The organism is Pseudomonas palleroniana (genome assembly GCF_022836895.1).
Taxonomy (GTDB): domain Bacteria; phylum Pseudomonadota; class Gammaproteobacteria; order Pseudomonadales; family Pseudomonadaceae; genus Aquipseudomonas; species Aquipseudomonas palleroniana.
In genome coordinates, this window is the sequence record NZ_CP092411.1 from 3,877,263 (window position 1) to 3,894,075 (window position 16,813).

Below are 16,813 nucleotides of genomic sequence, written 5' to 3' on the forward strand. Positions count from 1 at the left end.
GCCGTAGCGGGTAGTGGTTGTATTGATGTTCAGCTTCGAAGCAGTCTTGCTTTTTCGGCTTGGAATTCATCTTCCGAAATAAATCCGCGTTCCTTCATGAACACAAGCTTTTCAAGGGCTTCGTATCTGTCGATCTCTGGAGCTGTGGCGCTGTTCTTCGCTTCCACAGGCTTGCTTATGGCGGATGCTGACCAGACCAGCCCAACCACCCACCCTATGAGGGTCCATCCCAAAAATAAGTAAAGAAGAAATATGGAGTCCGTATTTGGGTGCTTTCTGCTTTTGCCGTTAATAGTTGGCAAGAAATAAAGCACCGCACCAATAAAAACAGCATTAGAGAGCCAATCACTCCCGATTCACTAGACATAGCAGGCCTCAGCGGTGCAATCCAAATGAACTGCTTTGATCAGCCTAAGGGAAATCGGGCTGTAAATTCTGCGCCCTCTATCAAATTCCGGATTCTGAGTTCAGCATGGAGATCTTTCAAAAAAGATTCTATCAATTTGGCGCCAAGCCTCTTGGGCTTAGGCTCCAATTTACCCTCAAGCAGGCCCTTTCCGTTATCGCTCACAGACAACAGTACGGCGTCACCGTCACGCCGAAAGCGTATGTTGATTGTGCTGTTGTCATGGTCAGGGCCAAAAGCGTGCTTGATCGCGTTAAGGACAAGTTCCACCATCAGTAGTCCCAACGATGCGCACCGCTCTGCCGTAAGCAAAATGCCCTCATCATTTATCATTGAAAGCGTTAGGTTCTTGCCTGCAACAAACGTCTGTCGTAGATCACTGACCAAGCCGGTGAGAAAAACCGAGGCGTCAACGTCGACTTGAAGTTGTTGAGTCATTGCGAACAACTTTTGATGTACAAGCGACATAGATCGAAGTCGCTCAAGTGCTTCTGTAGTCACAAGTTTGGCTTGGGGATCAACTATAGAGCGGATTTTGGCAGCCATGATGCCTTCGAGCACGTGGAGGGTATTCATCACCCTGTGGCTAACTTCACGGGTAGCCATTTCGCTGCGCTGAAGTGCGTCAACGGTTGCCTGCAACGTAGTGTCCGCAATTGATCGCTCAATCATCATTGCAGCGGTGTGAGCCAACAACTCTATCGCCTCAAGCTCGAATGATGTCGGTTTGCGCAATTCACGATGGTAAATTGCGTAGGTACCGATGATCACACCCCGAGCATCCATCAACGGTTTTGACCAGCAAGCAGCGATTCCATGTTGATTAGCCAATTCCAGGAAAGGTGCCCACAGTTGATCAGCGGCTACGTCGCCGACTATAACGAGGTCACCGGTGTATGCAGCCGTCCCACAAGATGGAGAGTGGGGGCCGATTTCAAAACCTTCAATAGCTTGGATGTAGCCTGCATCAAGCCCGCAGGATGCTCCGTACCGTAGGGTCTTACCGCCTTCGTCAACAAGGAATATTGCAGACCTTCCCCCAAGGTGGTCGCTTCCGACACCCGAAATAAAACGCAGAAGCTCATCCAGGCCCTTGCGCGACATGGCCATCTCAAGGGCATGGCGTTGAGCGGAAAGCAGTTGCTTCCATGATGAGGACGGGGATGAAGTGTTCAGTTCTGTATCGATGGTACCCCCTACACTAGATTCCCGGCCCTCGTAAGCTACCACCGTTGAAAGCATCAATGGGGCCAATGGTAAGCTGTGTTCGAGTCCGGTGACTTTAAAAGTCTAGTTGGTGATTGGATATCTTAAATCAATTGGGTGAAGGTTCAAGGCGCGTACGACGCTTGGTACAGGTGAGACGCGAGACAGGTATCCCCGCAAGCAAAGGCTGGTGGAGCATTCCTGAACGGATCCTAGGCGGTGAGTGATCCGCCAGCCACTTCTAGACAACTGCGCATCGTCCGAATCTGCCGACTTCCTCCCGCTAGGGCCTTCGTAAAGTCATCTCGAGGCGTGTTCACCTGGACGACTGCGATCACGCGCAATTTATTGCGGTCTCTAGGCTTCACTTGGGCTCTGCGCGCTTCCGGTCTAGTCATGGATATGTGCATGAAGCAGTGGGAGCGATCGACGATGCCGGAAAGGCCGCAGGTCAGTATGAGTCCGGTGATTGCCAGCGTACGCACTTGGTCGATTGGGACGTAGAGATTGCAAATGCCGCAGTAACTGATGCCCCTGCTACTCTGAGGCTAGAAGTTTTCTAACCTCGGTGATAATCAAGTGGATATCGAATGGCTTTGGTAATACAGCATCAAACAAATCTGGTCTTTGCCTACCAATATCCGCCTGGGCGCCGCTCATCAAAATAATCGGTAAGTGATTAGTGGAAGGAAGTGCTCGCACAGCTGTGGCGAATTCTAAGCCGTCCATGACCGGCATCATGAAATCGGTGATGATCAATGCTGGTCTTTCTCTATCAAGCACCTCTAGTCCTTTTTGACCATTACTGGCGGTTACCACCATGAACCCATCATCTTCCAGCGCGAAGCTGAGAATGTCAGCGATCAAATATTCGTCGTCGACGACCAAGATGGTGGTCATTTTAGTTTAACCCACTCAAAAGCTTAAGAAATTGAACCGGGAAATGACTCAGCGTGCACTGATGGTTCATGTCTTAAAGCCTTTTTCAATAAAACTTCTTGATTATGGATGACAACCTCAAAACGCGAGGGGTCATAAGCGCTATCCCTTACTTTAAGAATGGAAAGCGTCCTGCATAGTTCAGAGTGATTTTCTGAGAATCTCATCAGCATCAGATTGTCGACGATGCTTGACAGGTCGGAGCTTGGTGCACTGACCTCTGAACCAAACAGATCGCGCATTTCCCAAGAGGCGAATACCGTGACCCCCCTGGCCCGCAGTTCGTTCATCAGTGCGCTTAAAAAGTCTGTGATCCTCGCCGGATTCGTTGAGACTCGCGTCATACCGCTAAGGCTGTCGATAAACAGGCGTCTGATACCTTTTTCTTCAACGATAGTCAGTAGTCGTGCGCCCAGTCCATCCAGTAAGCCTTCAGTAGTAGGCTGCCAGGTAATGCTCAGGGCGCCACTGTCTTCCATGCTTTTGATATCGATACCCAGTGATTGGCCCTTGAGTCGAAGCCGCTGTGGGCTTTCGTAGAAGCCAAAATGCAGTCCTGGAGAATCTACCGTGGACTCGGCCAAAAATTTCAATCCCAGAGTCGTTTTACCAATTCCGGAAGGTCCCATGACGAGAGAGACACTGGAACTGTAAAGGCCCCCACCCAATATGCCATCTAGTGAGCCAATTCCACTGGCAATGCGCGTCATGTCGGCACTGTCTGGGGCGGATGGATGGCTGTAAAGGCTTTCGAGTCGAGGGTAAACAACCAATCCGTTGTCGTTAATCTCACACTCATGAATACCTGTCATTGCGCCGCTACCACGAGTTTTACGCAGCTGAATACGACGTACTGAGCGGGTGCCGACTAACTCTTCGCCCATTTCAATCACGCCATCAACCATAGTGTGCTCGGGGCTGCCATCATCGATACGTGAGCTGGTGAGGAACAATACGGTGCAACCCGCAAAGGCGGCGTGCCCTTGCAGCTCCGAAATAAATTTTTTGGTATCGATGGGCGAATCGGCTTTTGAGCGCGCGTTAAGCAAGCCGTCTACTACCATCACCGTGGCTTTTTGACGAATGATCTCGCGCCGAAGCAGCTTTACCACTTCACCCAAGCCCTCGTTTTCCAGAGTATCAAACGCGCTGACAAACTGAATTTGTGCGCCGACTTTGGAAACGTCGAAAAAGCTCAGAGTAGAAAGAAACTGAAAAAGACGGTCATGTGACTCGGCCAGCAACGTAGCGACCAGAACTCGGCCGCCGTTGTTCGCATGATGGAACCCAAGTTGGTTGGCTAAGATCGTTTTGCCGGAACCTGGCCGCCCTTGGATGATGTATGAAGCGCCTGCGACTAGCCCTCCCTTGAGCAGAGCGTCTAGCCCTTCGATCCCAGTTTGAAGACGTTTGAGCTTTTCCACGATGCGACCCTGATCTGAAAACAGGCTGTATAAGCCGAGTGAGGCGGAATGCTAACGCCATTTGCCTTCAGGAGCCATTCTCGGCTAACGCATGATTGAAAAAGAGAGCTGAATACGCCGTTGCCTTCTTCTGAATCGTTCCGTATTTCTTAGATAGTGAGTGTCCGCTTAGGAATGAGAGCGAACACACACCACGTTTCTGTCTCTTGCCCAGGCATTCAGCACACTGAGGGGTAATGCAAAAAGCCCAGCGCTTTAGATTACGCTTTACCAAGCGGAATCTTTAGTGAAACGTGCAAACCCGCAGGGTCCCAATTTCGTGCGATAGAACCGCCAGACGACTCTGCCAATCGATCAATCATATGCGTACCAAACCCTTGCTTGGTCGGAATTGTTACAGCAGGGCCGCTGATCTCGCGCCACTCGATTGTTAAGCACTTCTCTGTGGTGAACCAGCAAACATGAACCTCTCCGTCAGGGCTGCTCAAAGAACCATGTTTCACAGAGTTGGTTGCCAGCTCATGAAGGAAAAGTGCGAGCGTCTGACAGAGTTCCTGAGGAACCTGCTGTTGCGGGCCTATTAACCTGCATTGCGAACCAAACGGGTTCAAGACTGAGCCCGTGAACGCTTTCATATCAGCGTTCGACATTTCCGGGCCAGCCAACACAGACTCATAAGCCCGAGCTAATGCTCCCAGTTTATCGGTAAGAATGTTAGCCAACCCACCATCCCCACCGATGGACCGTGCTTCCCTATCGGACATCCTCACAACTGCGTTTACAACCGAGAAAAGATTTTTAATCCGATGAAGCATCTCGCCCGAAAGAAGTTGCTCTCGTTTTAAAGATCTATCTAGGTCTCGCCGCAACAATGTCTGTTCCGTAATATCCCGAGAAACGCATACGATCGAGCTCACTTTCCCCGTCTGATCAGCTGCGGGAGTTAGTAAGTTATCCCAGTAAGTAACTTTTCCGGAGCACTCACTATACCCTGCAAAACGAGCGGTATTTCCACTTAGAGCTTGAGCTAAAGCTTCGGTGGCAGCGTCATGAACTGATGTGGGTAGAAGGGCCACCCAAGAACTTCCTTTAACCTGAGACTTTGTCACTCCCAACGCCAGACACCCAGCGTTACTCATAGCCAATAGCGTACCGTTCAGATCGAGAATTTTAATGCAGTCAGGAGTCGCATCGAGCATTGCACTCTGAAGATCGGGGTGGGCGACAGGAATATCATCATAATGTTTATACATCGTTTTTCAGCTTAGCCCCTAACCGTTGAGCCAAGACTAGAGGAATTGAGAGGGTACTACAATCGTAAGATCTGTTTACCCATCCAGTGTGGACGGAAAGCCAGTAACGCTGCAGCCACCGCAGATAGTAGCCTTCTGCCACACGCAAGGATTTCCCAGTCCTTCGCCTGCAAGCCCAAGGACTGGGGTAGCGCCAATATCGGCGCGTCTACGACCTGGAGGTCAATGTGAGCAACCAATCAGATATCGAAGCTGTAATGACGCCAACTGAGCTTGGGCTTTTTATGGCAATAAATGCCATTGCCATGGCTCTGAAGTCTTCGCCAAATTTTAATAACACAGCATTGAAAACTTTGGCTGAAAAGTTTATCCACGATGCCCCTTCATCTGTGCAGGGAAGCATTGCTAAAGAAGCGTATGAGCGCCCTCTCCGCTTCTTGGTGAACGATCAGTCTCAAGTCATTGATTGGCTCAAGCAGAACGGCGTTGCTTGATCGGTTTCCCGTAGATATGGAATGAGCCATCTGGCGTAAGCTCCCAACCACTTACGCCAGCACGCCAATTAACGGATCGGATTAAAGTGTCCGAGCGGATGGTTTTCTCGATCTTTTCTTTGGCGCCCATAATTCCTCCTACGGCCATGCCGCGTCATGTCGGTTGTCTTGCGTCTTTGTGCCTGAGGATCAGGCGCCTCTCGCACTCTCCCGCTGTTCAGCCATCACCTGCAGCGCTTCAGCCTCCATCCGCCGGAAGTCGCTGAAAATGGTTTGTCGCTGGCTGATCGGTACGCCGCACATTCGGATAACACCGGAGAGAACGCTGTAGTCCATGCCTGTCGCGCCGCACGCACCTGTGCGCCACTGGGTGCTCATAGCTTCGAAGACCTTGAAGGCGTCCCAGTTGTCGGGCCAGATGCCTACTTCCTGGTCGGGAATGTCCTGGCGAGACAAGCCGAAGGCCAACAGATCTGCATCTGACGGCCCGGGCTCATACAGCGCGCGGGAGGCGCTCAGGAGTTTCCCAGGCGGGCCTCGCTGAAGGCTTCGGCGTACGCGTTCAGTACCGCCTTTGGCGCCGAGTTGATCGAGTTGACGAGGATGCGCACATTTTCAGGCGTGAACTCCTCTTCGATATCCCAGCCCACCACCACATCCAGCAACTGGTCTGCTTGCAGTGCGATCTGGGCGGCGGTGAAGGCTTTGAGATCCATATCCCCGACCTGCTTGCCCAGTTCGTCATGCCGCTCGTTCCAGCCGGTATACAGTTCGGCAAGCGCGGTACGGTCCAGATACCTGAACTCGAACTCAACCTTTTCAGCGTTGTAGCCGGCGCGCTGGATCATCACCGGCGCCTTGAAGGTCGGCTTCTGAATCAACTTGAACTTGGCCATCGGTTACACCGCAGCTGCGTAACGGGCTGGGCGACCGGTCAGCGCCAGGCTGATCACACGGGTCATCAGGTTGTTGCGGGACATGGTCGGGGTCGATGTGATCGACACATAACCGTTGTAGATGATGCTGCTGCCGCCCGGCAGGTTCAGGCGAAGCAAGCGAGCCTGCTTGTCGTCGTCCGCAGCCTCACAGAAGGCCACATACGGCTTGGACGGATCATCGGCGACGGTAAAGGTCAGCGTGATCGGGTTTTTTGTGGTCGGCATCTGGCGATCATCATCGTCGGCCAGGAAGCCGAAGGTCAGGAACTGCTGATCACCGCCACTGGAATTCATCTCAGTAATCTGCGAGATCTCGGTGAAAGCTGTCACCTCGCGAACGGAACCAATCCCCGAGCCCGCGGGATACTGCTGGATGCTGGTCGTATTGATGTTCTCCAGCGCGAACGTGCCGCTGGCGATCGTCCCAACTCGAACGCCGCGACCATCAAGGCGGGTCCAGCCAGAATTTACGGCAATGATGTCGCCCTCGGCCAGACCGTGCGCCGCAGCGGTAGCGACGGCTGGATTAGCGTTCGTCAGGGCCGTGAATGGGATCGGCGTGCCGTAGATTGACGCGATCTCAAGGGTGGCGCCGTTGGGCATTTGCATGGGTGCTTCCTCTTTTCAGAAATGACAAAACCCGCACAGTGGCGGGTTTCAGGGGTTGCCCAACGGGCGTATTCAGGTAGCGATGTCGGCTCGATACTCGAACGAAACCGGCACGGTATATGTGGGTGGATCAGGAATGCCCGGCCCAGGATCTACTGGCGACATCGTAACTACGGTGAGGCCGGCCTTTGTATCTCGCGCATAAAGCGGGAACAGCGTGGTCAATTCACCCACTAGCGGGTTCGTCTTGGTCTTGCCGGTATTGGCCGGAGCCACGATGCTGATCTGGTAGACCCCGATGAAAGCGCGGTGGTCGCCAGCGAGCGTGCTGCTCGCGATATCGCCCGTGAGCATGAACGCCCGCAGATAGGTCTCGCCGTCTGCCGGATCATATTGGACATTTTCGAACACCACCTTGATCGGCTCCGTCCGGGCCTTGCTCCAGGCAATCAGCTTGGCCTCGTAAATTGAAGCGATGATGGCGTGGCTCATACCTGGTTGTTCCTTGTGGCTTCGTCGACGATCTGCTGGAAGCGAGCCAGAGTGATTCGGACCATACCGCCGGGTGCTTGGGTCGAGTGGCCATATTCCAGCGGGATAGAATAAGGAAGGTTATTCACGATGTAGGCTGTTTGCCCCGCTGTCAGGGATTGAACCTGCGCCTTGAACACGGCGATGCTGACGTTACCGCTGGCATCAATCTGATCAAGCACTCCCTCGGCCGGCGTATCAATCGAAAACTGCCAGTTCCCGCGAAACCGCCCACCAACGTAGTCCCTGCCCGCCACCAACCCGTTCACGTTGAAGTTCTGGTCGCGCTCGGTCTTGGTCAGGGGCTTGGCGTACTTCACACCCTTTCGCAGTTTGCCGGCTTTGGTGAAGTTCGATTCGTTCAGGTTGATGATTGTGTTGCGCACCGCGACCTTGAAGTCATAGTCATCGGCGGCTCGCTTGTTCGCCTGTCGGTGAACGACGTTCGCAGCCCAGATCTCTGGATTGCCCACCGGTGACATGCGGATAATGCTGCTGCCGATCTCGATGACGATCTCGCGGATGGTCGCGTCGATACCACCCTTCGCTCGCTCGGCGAAGTCGCGGATATTCTCGGCAAAGCTGCCGTTCATGCTCGCGTACTTGTTCGTCATGACCGCACCTGCAGCTCATACAGGATCGGCGTGCCGGCGGGGTTGACCTCTTTCAGCGGAGGGACGATTGACCAGGTGCGACCTTGGGCGACCACCTTGTCTAGCAGACCAGGCACCCAGGTCAAACCCTGCGCAGCGATCTTGAGCTTCTTGTCGCCCTGCCGGATAAGGCTGTTGTTTTGGAATTCTTGGCCAGTGAAGTCGAGCAGGATGCCCGGGGCGACTTGCTCGACAGTGGTGCCAGGTGCTTCGCCGCCCGTCTCTGGGTCGTACTCGCCGGGCTCCGTTTTGCTGATGGTCACCGACTGGCCGAACTCTGTGATCATCTCCAGAGCCATCACGGCCATTTCGTCGTAGAAGGCCATGGTGGTCTCCGTTGCAGCTATGCGCGTACTGCGAACAGGCCGCGCTTTTGTTGGTAGTCGGCAAACTGCGTTGCGCTTGGGCGGTCCGGCGCCGCTGGCAGTAACCGGTTGCTGGTGTTCGGGATTGCCGCATATTCGCGTGTAACGGCGCCCTCGACCCGCTCAAGTGTCACTGCGCCTTTGCGCTTCTCCACCGGATCGATATCGTCCTGATGAATCTCAGCTGCCAAGGCCATCTGCCCATACTGGATGCGCGCCGGTAGGTAGTTGTTTGGCTTGATCTCCTGATCAAGCAGGACCTCCCGACGCGGCCAGGACAAGGCCTGCTCGCTGCTGGTCTTGCGCCCTTTCCACTTCATGCCATCCATCGCCAAGGCGGCCCGGCGAAGCAGCGCCTCTTGCGCAGGGGCACCGGCAGGAATGACCACACCAAACTTCACGGCGTACCGAGTCAAATCCTCGGCGCTCGCGTAGCTTTCGGCGTCAGGCTTGCCGGTGCCGTCCTCGATGATGAGTGTCATGCGTTAACTCGCTGAAATGTTTTGAAGATTGGCCGCCGGATCACCGACAGTCAGCAGTATCAATCCTTGGTCAGCTCGGCGACGAGCTTTTCCAGGGATTCTTTCGAGGCGTTGGCCCGGTATGGCACCTTGGCTTCATCAAGCTTTGCTTTCAGTGCCTCAACTTCACCAGCCTCATCAGCAGGCGGCGCGATTGCGTCCTTCTTGAGCGCTTCGATCTCTTCCCGCAACGCGTCGACCGTCTGGACCAGCCCATCGCGCTCGGTGGTCAAATCGCCAACAGAGTTATGGATGGTGCCCAGCACTTCAAATAAGCGCAACGCCAGTTCGCCGGACTCTGGACGGTGGATTTCGCCAGCCTTCAGGTCGTCAATAAGGATGTGGATCGATCCATGCTCAGCACGCAAAGCAGCGATGACTTTTTCAAGTTCGACCTGGTTGGCCGCGCCAACAATCTGCACTCGCTTGGCCTCCTTCACCGACACATTGATGCCGGCTGCTTCGTACGCATTGACCACGCTCGGCCAATCGCCGATCACCAGCACACTGGTCACACCGGCTTCGGGCTTATCGAAGTGTTCGGGATTACGGTAACGCTTCTCCGGATCGAACCCGTTCAGTTGGTTGCTGTAAGTCAGTTCCATGTGTTTCTCCAAGGCGGCCATCTCTGACCGCGCGTTGAGTTTGAGCCTTAGCCACCAGTGACCGGAGGCGTTGCGGTGAGCGTGATCATCACGCCAGCGGTGACCTTGTTGCTGCCCGCATGCTTGACCCAGTTGGCAGCGGAGCCGACGGCAGCCAGGGTTGGGTTGGAACCGCCAGTGGTGGCTTTCCAGCTATAACCCAGCACATCGATGTTCACGGTGCCTTCCGCGCGGTAGCCGATGCTCAGGTTTTCTTCATCGTTCACTTCATAGGAACGGAAGCCCGGCGCCTGCGACTCGGTGATGGTTACGGCGTTTGGCAGCAGGCCGAAGATCACGTCCGCCGGCGCGGTATCGGTCACCAGTACCGGCTTGCCCAGGGTGCCCGGCAGGCCGCCGTAGATCACGACGCCAGCTTCTTCGTAGATCTTATTGGTGATGGCTTCATCGACGATGTCGAAATAGGCGCTGGAGTGCATGACCCACAGAGCAATACGGCCGAATTTGTCGCCGAACTTGCGCATACCGCGAGTCAGGGTCTTCTTGCCATCGGTTTCGATGTTGGCCGAAACCACCATGTCAGCGTTGGAGCCGATGGCGGCACGCAGGCCAGCAGTTGCGTATTGGATGAAACCTTCCAGAGTGGCGTCGGCAACGTCGGCACCGACGATCTGCGAGAACTCCTCGACGGGACGACCGCGACGCTTGAACGCTTCTTCGGTGGTCTGATACGGGCCGTACTTCCAGGGAGCCTTAACGCCGACAGCCTCGCCGGCACTGATTTTCTTGGCAGTTACCTTGCCGTCCGAGTTGACATCGCGATGCTCCAGAGAGCCGTTCAGCTTGTAGAGGGCGCGCTTGCGGAAGTCGCCCTCGATCAGCTCATTGTCCAGCACCATCGCGCCGTTGGACGATGCGTTGAACACATCCAGGTTGTCCTGGACACGCTCCAGGTATGCGGTTTGCGCCTCATCGTTATAGATGATCAGGTCGCTGTTAACGGTTGTAGCCATGGGTTAATCCCCTTATTTAGGCAATGCGAGGTATGCGGTTTGGCCGTGCTTGCGCTGGAAGTCGCGCTTCTGCTCGGAGGTCATTTCGGAGCGCTTGAATGCAGCCTTGCCGCCACCCCCGCCCGGGGCAAATGTGCCTGAAGCCCTTGGCCACAGGTGAGGTGCGCTTTCACGCAGAGATTCCGCCCATTCGAGCGGAGTCAGAGGGGTCTTGCCGTCTTTACCGAGGATGACCTGGCCGGACTCATCAACGGCGACTGCATCGCCATCTTCGTTAAGAGTGAACACGCCTTTGGCGCGCAGGATGATGTCGTCGGTTGCTTCCGGCAGAGCACCGGCCTTCAGCGCTGCGCCGCGTACCGAATCGCCCAGGACTTTGCCTTGGAACTTGGCAGCGAAGGACTCGGCCTTCTCGGCGCGCTCGCTGATGGTCTTCAACTGCTTGTCGTAGTCACCACGCAGACGCTCGGTGCGACGGTTGAAGACCTCGTCCACCTTGCCCTCGGTCAGCAGCTTGGTTTCTTCGTCCTGCCCGGCGCGACTGAGCAGGCCTCTGACGGCGTCGATGTCGATGCCTTCAAACTGGGTTTCGAATTGGGTCAGCTTGCCGGAGGTTTCCTTCAGTTTGCCCAGCAGCTCCGAGTTCTTGGTCTTCAAACCGGATACGGATGCTTCAACGGCAGTGGCGATAGCGGCCTTGATTGCCGGGTTTTCCAGGTCGATTTCGTTTTCTTCTGCCACGTTAATGTACCCCTTGGGTATGATTTGCCCGCTTTGCAGGCAAGAAAAAGCCCCGCAGAGGCGAGGCTCGGAAGAAAGATGACTTGCTACCGCAGCGGTCACGGTATTGAGTAGACTGATGTCAATGGACCCCAAAAACTAACGGAGTAGTTCTCACAATATGAAACTAGAAACGATCAAACACTTCACTCGTAGAGGCTATGTCATTGCCGCTGCAGTCATTACTTTAATCGCGGGCCTAGTGACGATATACGGCCCGTTTTATGAGTCAGGTCCAAAGCACAACGCTGCCTTTCTCGGGCGCTGGGAAAGCAACTACCAACACCCAGTCCCTGGTGGAACTATCGCCTTCAACGGCATCACTGAATATTTCCGTAACGGGCGATACAACGTGAACGGAACACTCACGTTCTCAGGCGGCGCTGCCGACAAGTCGTTTTCTGCAGTAGTTCTCGCAAAAGGCTCAGGTGTTTGGACGGCTGACGACGAGTTCTTAACGTTTACGCTGACAGGATTTCATACCGAACCATCGACCTTTAAAAGTGGCGATGTAGAAATGCCGATCCCACTTCTGGAAAAATTGAGCGGAATTTCACTCCCTGACATGAACAAGCAATATGTTCCTGGCAGTTCGGATGAGTACAAAATCAAGTCTATAAAGCAACATGAGATCGTTTCCCAAGGAAAGGACCCGTCCGGCAATCCTTTTACAGTGGTCAGCTTGAGAGCTCCGTGAGCAACGCCAGCAGGCTATAAAATGCCTGCTCTCTCAAAAGCCAGTGGTTCTAAGTTCTTCATTTGAGCCAACGTCAGCGGTGCGAAGTTACGATCAAGCTGCAGCTCGGCGAAGCGCTCGACCGTCAGCCCACCCTCCCGGAACAGCTTCGCCCGGACGGGCCCGATGGCTACGTCTTGGAACGAAGCTGGCTGCTGCTGGAGCCAATGGTAGTAATCAAGATCAGCACTGACCTGCCGTCCTCCATCTGCGCCAACCGAGGCCCGCGTAGCGCCTTTGGCGAACATTGCGCTGAGCTTGGTCAGCAGTATGAAGGTAGTACGACAATTCGGGTGAAACGGCGGCCTTGGACCGGAATCGACCGGAAACCGTCGTTTATCCATCGACCGGCATTGCTGACTGGTCTTGCTGTCTAGGGTAGCGACCATCTCCACCTCAGACACGATGTCCGTATTGGCCTTGGCCACCTCCATTCGCGCCTGGGACGACACATGCTGAATCGCGGTGTGCACGACCGTGCTGGCATTGCGGTTGGTGGTGGCCAGGATGCCGTCTTTATAGCCGGCAGTCTTGGTGCCGCGAATGTTGCGAACGATCTGGAAGTTCGTCTGCCCTTCGAAGAAGCCCTGCCGGATCATGCCGGTGACGCGCTCGCGCTCGGCACTGGTCCAACCCTTGATGAACGCTTTCAGCAGCTTCCCGCCAACGGTGCCGCGCACGCTGAGCGGATTCGTCAGTACTGCGGTGCGGATTGCAGCGGCCGTCGGAGCGACCACATCCAGCGACACGCCAACCGGCGCCGATCTGGCAAGACTGGTTGCCTCAAACTCAGCCTCGTAGTTGGCGATATCCACCAGGTCGAGGTTCAGTTGCGTGCTGTAGCGGTCGAAGATGCCCAACAGGAGGCTATCTACCTCTTTCAGCAACGCTTCCAAGCGCTTGACGTTGTACTCGGTCAGGTCTGACTGGGTGAGCCGGTCACGGATCGAACGATCAATCTCCTTGAGGAAGGGGGCAAACTTGCCCACCTCCCCCGCCTTGAGCTTTTCGAGGAAGACCGCGTGCCGGATGGTGGCATCAAGTACTGCCGGATTTACCGCCATTTGGTTTGTCCTCGTCGTCCAGGTCCAGTCCATCGCCCTGCTCTTCCAGCTCGCCGTCAATCTGCTGATCAGTGCGCTCTGGCGCGATTAGCCCCAGTTTGCGTAGGTACGCCCGCAAATCGGCCTTGGCGAAGCCGCCGTTCTGCCACAAGCCGACCAAGGCCGTGATCATCTGCGGATCAGCCGTCAGCTCGACGAACTCCTGATTCACCTGGTAGGCGATCTTTTTTTCCGCGATGCCCATGTAAGCGCAGCACCACATGATTGCCCGGGTGTAGGCCTCACTCACGTTCGCCACGCACCCAGCCAGCACCGAAGTCGAAGCCGACTGATCGCCGCGGGACTCTGTTGCGGTCTTGGTAGCAAGTGACGCAACCACCATCCGGGCGCCCAGTTCGATCATCATCTGATTCTTGTCGGCCATGGCCTCCTTGACTAGAGTGTTCGGCAATGGCTGGGCGTAACCGAACTGGCCGCCGGCCGGCAACATCATTGGCGCCCTGGAGCCGACGTAGACGCCGTTTTTCTCCATCCAGTCGCGCCATTGCTCATCCAAACCACTGATCCACGGCTGGGCCTGGCCACACCAGAAGACGCTGTCTTCATAGTCGGCGCTGTTCCGGTAATGGCCCAGGTTGATCATGGCGATATCGTAGAGAGGCGACTCATCGATGCTTGGGTCGTTGTTCTGTGCGCCGACGAAGGTGAACGGGATCTCCTTGAGACGCCCGGTAACGCCTTCCGGCGTGAACTCTTCGATGACCGCCAGCGGCCCGCCACCTTTCGGCCCGGACCGACGCCAGACCCGGCACACAAACCCGTCATCCTCAAGCGCCAGCTCCCGGTACTGCTCAGCCGTTTTGTAGCCAAACCCGTCGGGAATCTCAGGCGATTCGCGAAGCACCACAAGCGTCAGCACGCTGTGACCGTTCACCATGCCCGTGCGCCAGTTGATGATGTCTTCGGCGCAATAGGACAGGATCACCGAGTGACCGCCGATGCCGTCATCCTGGTGATAGTCGACGTATAGGCCGTGGCGGCCAGCCTCAAGCACCTTCTCCAGCGTGCCTTGGGAGTGCTGGTAAATGCTCACCCCGGAGCCGTTGGCGTTGTCCTGCAGATATTCAAGCTTCTTGGGCACGGTCAACGTGGGGTCTTTGTGGAAGGCCAGGCCCAGCAGCCCATTACGGGTATGCCCGGTCGCGTTCTTGAACACCGCACGCTCGCGGTAAGCTTGGTTACGGTCTTCGTTCTCAGGCGATTTGTCATGCGCGTTGATGTACGGCAGCCGGTCGACTACCCGGTGCTGGCCAGCGCAGACGTCGCGAACGGTCGCCCAGCGGTCCAGCACTGCCGTGTATTCCGCCCGCTTGAAGGAGACGTCGTTGCTCATCGGGCGTATCCCATTTTGATAGAAGTTACGATCGCTTTGATCGGATAGCGCTTGGCGATGAAGTAGCCGGCGGCGTCGTTCATATGGTCGTGACCCTTTTTCGGGTCTTTGTCCGGCTCGCCCTTGTCGGTGTAGGTCTGTCGCTCCAGGCACAAGGTGAGCTGAGGGCACTGGTCGATATTGACCTTCAGTCGCCGCTCGCCGTAGGCGTTCAGAAACATGGCGTTCACCGAGTTCACGCGGTCTTTCACGCCTGGGTTTGTGGCGTCGACGATCACCGTGAATTTTGCTTTCTTCAGCAGCGACAAGTCGGACTCGCTTGCGTTTTTGCTGCTGGTGTTCTGCCCGCTGGCGTCGGGATAGACCGCCACCGAGTGACCAGGGAACCGTGTCTGGATCTTCTCGATCATCTCAGGCGTGTCCCGCACGCCATGAAACTCATCCAGGGCCATTGGCAGATCGTTACGCACGACATAGACGACGGCCGCCATCTTCATGACGTTGAAGTCCATGCCGATGTGCAGCGCTTCGCCCGGTTTGATTCGCTCGCTGGTTCGGCACTCATCGCGATTGAACGTGTAGTAGACGACGCCCGCGTAGTTCTCGAAGCCAGCTTCGTACTCCTGCCGGAAGGTGCGCGGGTCCATCTTCCGGCGAGCTGCTTCAAGCTCTTCAGGAGGAACGTTGCCGCCCTGCAATGACGTGTATTGCCAGCTCTTGTGGTCCGGCTCGCCGCCTGGTTTACCGTCCAGATAAGTGTCGTAGCAGTGGTTGAAGCCCTTCGGAGTACCAATTCGCAACGCATGGCCGCCCTTGCGCACGCCGACGCCCGGAATCGTGTACTGACAGGTCGACAGCATCGGCCTCAGCACTTCTTCCCATGCAGCCCACGGGCAGTCCGCCCATTCATCCACCAGGACGAAGAACAGACCGGAGCCGCGCAGGTTGTCGTAGTTGTCGAGCCCCACCACGCGCATGACGTGGCCGGATTTGAGCGTGATCGAGCATTCCGTCTCGTTCGGACGGTGTGCACGCCACGCCTCGGGGATGGCCTGCTTCAGCCGACGCCAGAACACGCGTTTGGCCTGCTTGAAGGTTGGCGCGCCGTACCAGATCTCGTCCTCGACGCTCACACCCCACTCGGCAGCCAGTCTAGCCGCCCGGCGCATCTCGGCCTTACCCAGGAACGTCTTGCCAAACCGGCGGCCGCACACCGCGTCACGGAAGCGAGCCTCAGGCTGGAAGCCCCAGCAGTAAATGTTCGCCTGCTTGGGCGTCAGCTTTACCGGCGGGTCAAAGGTACGGGGAAGTCGGGACATGCTCATCAGGCTCCAGCGTGTATTCAGCAACGGCGTGCTGCTGGTCCGCGTGGGAGCCAAGTGGTTTTTCAGGTTCGAGGCGGCGATTCACGTACACGTCGCCCACCTCTTTGGCGGCCTGCTCGTAAAGCTGTGCAGTCAGCGCCAGGTTGCGCATGTTTTCGGCCTTCTCTGCCATCCGCCCCAAGCCGCGAAGCCTGAATGCACGATTGGCTATCGGGATCTCGGCCGTGTCCTCCCGAAAACGTTTACGGGTATCTTCAAATACCGTCTTCCACTTCACACCAAGATCGCGCCCGGCATACTTCGTAGGGTCATACATCTCGCATTGCTGACGTGTCACTTCGAGGCCATAGGTATCCTTGACGGCCTGGACAACTTGGGAGGGTGTATCGAAACAGGCAAGGGCCTGCACAATGAAGCGCTTCACCTCATCTTTCAGGGCTGCCATATGGGTTTATTCCGTCAAGGTCCTGTCAAGGATCAGGCCAACTTGAGCAGACAGGTTCCGCAGGCCCTCGCAATGTTCAATTTTCCCCACCCCGGCAGGGCTGTTTGCAGCTT

The 16,813-nt window shown here is 55.8% G+C and carries 21 protein-coding genes; 2 read left to right on the top strand and 19 right to left on the bottom strand.

Features of this window, described 5'->3' with window-relative positions:
* Positions 1–29: 29 nt before the first annotated feature.
* From MJP36_RS28170 to MJP36_RS17505, 5 genes are all read right to left on the bottom strand, one after another.
* Complete coding sequence (locus MJP36_RS28170) at positions 30–314, bottom strand: superinfection immunity protein (RefSeq protein ID WP_425226319.1); 285 nt, start codon at positions 312–314, stop codon at positions 30–32.
* A 92-nt stretch (positions 315–406) separates the two neighbouring features.
* A complete protein-coding gene (locus MJP36_RS17490) occupies positions 407–1,510 on the bottom strand; it encodes a GAF domain-containing protein (RefSeq protein ID WP_244383602.1) in 1,104 nt (367 codons plus the stop codon).
* Between the two features lie 639 nt (positions 1,511–2,149).
* A complete protein-coding gene (locus MJP36_RS17495) occupies positions 2,150–2,512 on the bottom strand; it encodes a response regulator (protein WP_244383603.1) in 363 nt (120 codons plus the stop codon).
* Between the two features lie 23 nt (positions 2,513–2,535).
* Positions 2,536–3,978 carry an ATPase domain-containing protein gene (locus MJP36_RS17500; protein ID WP_244385638.1) on the bottom strand — a complete coding sequence of 481 codons (1,443 nt, stop codon included), beginning with the start codon at positions 3,976–3,978 and terminating at the stop codon, positions 2,536–2,538.
* Positions 3,979–4,235: 257 nt separating this feature from the next.
* On the bottom strand, positions 4,236–5,228 hold the full coding sequence (locus MJP36_RS17505; RefSeq protein ID WP_244383604.1) for a PAS domain-containing protein: 993 nt from the start codon (positions 5,226–5,228) through the stop codon (positions 4,236–4,238).
* A gap of 227 nt (positions 5,229–5,455) precedes the next feature.
* On the opposite strand from MJP36_RS17505, the gene MJP36_RS17510 reads away from it, so the two are divergent.
* Positions 5,456–5,722: a hypothetical protein gene (locus tag MJP36_RS17510; protein ID WP_244383605.1), complete on the top strand. Its 267-nt coding sequence runs from the start codon at positions 5,456–5,458 to the stop codon at positions 5,720–5,722.
* A 189-nt stretch (positions 5,723–5,911) separates the two neighbouring features.
* Here MJP36_RS17510 and MJP36_RS17515 read toward each other — a convergent pair whose 3' ends face one another.
* The 10 genes from MJP36_RS17515 to MJP36_RS17560 form a co-directional block, all read right to left on the bottom strand.
* Complete coding sequence (locus MJP36_RS17515; protein WP_244383606.1) at positions 5,912–6,190, bottom strand: DUF1799 domain-containing protein; 279 nt, start codon at positions 6,188–6,190, stop codon at positions 5,912–5,914.
* Between the two features lie 47 nt (positions 6,191–6,237).
* On the bottom strand, positions 6,238–6,618 hold the full coding sequence (locus MJP36_RS17520; protein WP_244383607.1) for a phage tail assembly chaperone: 381 nt from the start codon (positions 6,616–6,618) through the stop codon (positions 6,238–6,240).
* A 3-nt stretch (positions 6,619–6,621) separates the two neighbouring features.
* Positions 6,622–7,269 (bottom strand): phage tail protein, encoded by a 648-nt coding sequence (locus MJP36_RS17525; protein ID WP_244383608.1) that lies wholly within the window; start codon positions 7,267–7,269, stop codon positions 6,622–6,624.
* Positions 7,270–7,341: 72 nt separating this feature from the next.
* On the bottom strand, positions 7,342–7,761 hold the full coding sequence (locus tag MJP36_RS17530; RefSeq protein WP_244383609.1) for a phage tail terminator-like protein: 420 nt from the start codon (positions 7,759–7,761) through the stop codon (positions 7,342–7,344).
* Positions 7,758–8,414 (bottom strand): hypothetical protein, encoded by a 657-nt coding sequence (locus MJP36_RS17535; protein WP_244383610.1) that lies wholly within the window; start codon positions 8,412–8,414, stop codon positions 7,758–7,760. The genes MJP36_RS17530 and MJP36_RS17535 overlap by 4 nt, the downstream gene beginning before the upstream one ends.
* Positions 8,411–8,779, bottom strand: a complete 369-nt coding sequence (locus MJP36_RS17540) for a hypothetical protein (protein WP_244383611.1) — start codon at positions 8,777–8,779, stop codon at positions 8,411–8,413. Before MJP36_RS17540 ends, MJP36_RS17535 begins: the two co-directional genes overlap by 4 nt.
* Before the next feature lie 17 nt (positions 8,780–8,796).
* The gene (locus MJP36_RS17545) at positions 8,797–9,300 is read right to left on the bottom strand and encodes a DnaT-like ssDNA-binding protein (RefSeq protein ID WP_244383612.1); all 504 of its coding nucleotides are present in this window, start codon (positions 9,298–9,300) and stop codon (positions 8,797–8,799) included.
* 59 nt (positions 9,301–9,359) lie between these two features.
* Positions 9,360–9,944: a hypothetical protein gene (locus tag MJP36_RS17550; RefSeq protein ID WP_244383613.1), complete on the bottom strand. Its 585-nt coding sequence runs from the start codon at positions 9,942–9,944 to the stop codon at positions 9,360–9,362.
* A 47-nt stretch (positions 9,945–9,991) separates the two neighbouring features.
* Positions 9,992–10,957: a major capsid protein gene (locus MJP36_RS17555; RefSeq protein ID WP_042572010.1), complete on the bottom strand. Its 966-nt coding sequence runs from the start codon at positions 10,955–10,957 to the stop codon at positions 9,992–9,994.
* 12 nt (positions 10,958–10,969) lie between these two features.
* The gene (locus tag MJP36_RS17560; RefSeq protein ID WP_244383614.1) at positions 10,970–11,698 is read right to left on the bottom strand and encodes a hypothetical protein; all 729 of its coding nucleotides are present in this window, start codon (positions 11,696–11,698) and stop codon (positions 10,970–10,972) included.
* Positions 11,699–11,858: 160 nt separating this feature from the next.
* Here MJP36_RS17560 and MJP36_RS17565 point away from each other — a divergent pair, with 160 nt between their 5' ends.
* Positions 11,859–12,434, top strand: a complete 576-nt coding sequence (locus MJP36_RS17565) for a hypothetical protein (protein ID WP_244383615.1) — start codon at positions 11,859–11,861, stop codon at positions 12,432–12,434.
* A gap of 14 nt (positions 12,435–12,448) precedes the next feature.
* Here the strand turns inward: MJP36_RS17565 and MJP36_RS17570 are convergent, their stop codons facing one another.
* From MJP36_RS17570 to MJP36_RS17585, 4 genes are read right to left on the bottom strand one after another with little or no spacing between them, the layout of a single operon-like run.
* Positions 12,449–13,537: a minor capsid protein gene (locus tag MJP36_RS17570; protein WP_244383616.1), complete on the bottom strand. Its 1,089-nt coding sequence runs from the start codon at positions 13,535–13,537 to the stop codon at positions 12,449–12,451.
* On the bottom strand, positions 13,512–14,930 hold the full coding sequence (locus MJP36_RS17575) for a DUF4055 domain-containing protein (RefSeq protein ID WP_244383617.1): 1,419 nt from the start codon (positions 14,928–14,930) through the stop codon (positions 13,512–13,514). Before MJP36_RS17575 ends, MJP36_RS17570 begins: the two co-directional genes overlap by 26 nt.
* Entirely contained in the window at positions 14,927–16,249 is a 1,323-nt protein-coding gene (locus MJP36_RS17580; protein WP_244383618.1) for a terminase large subunit, read from the bottom strand. Before MJP36_RS17580 ends, MJP36_RS17575 begins: the two co-directional genes overlap by 4 nt.
* Positions 16,224–16,700: a DUF2280 domain-containing protein gene (locus tag MJP36_RS17585; protein ID WP_244383619.1), complete on the bottom strand. Its 477-nt coding sequence runs from the start codon at positions 16,698–16,700 to the stop codon at positions 16,224–16,226. The genes MJP36_RS17580 and MJP36_RS17585 overlap by 26 nt, the downstream gene beginning before the upstream one ends.
* Between the last annotated feature and the right edge of the window lie 113 nt (positions 16,701–16,813).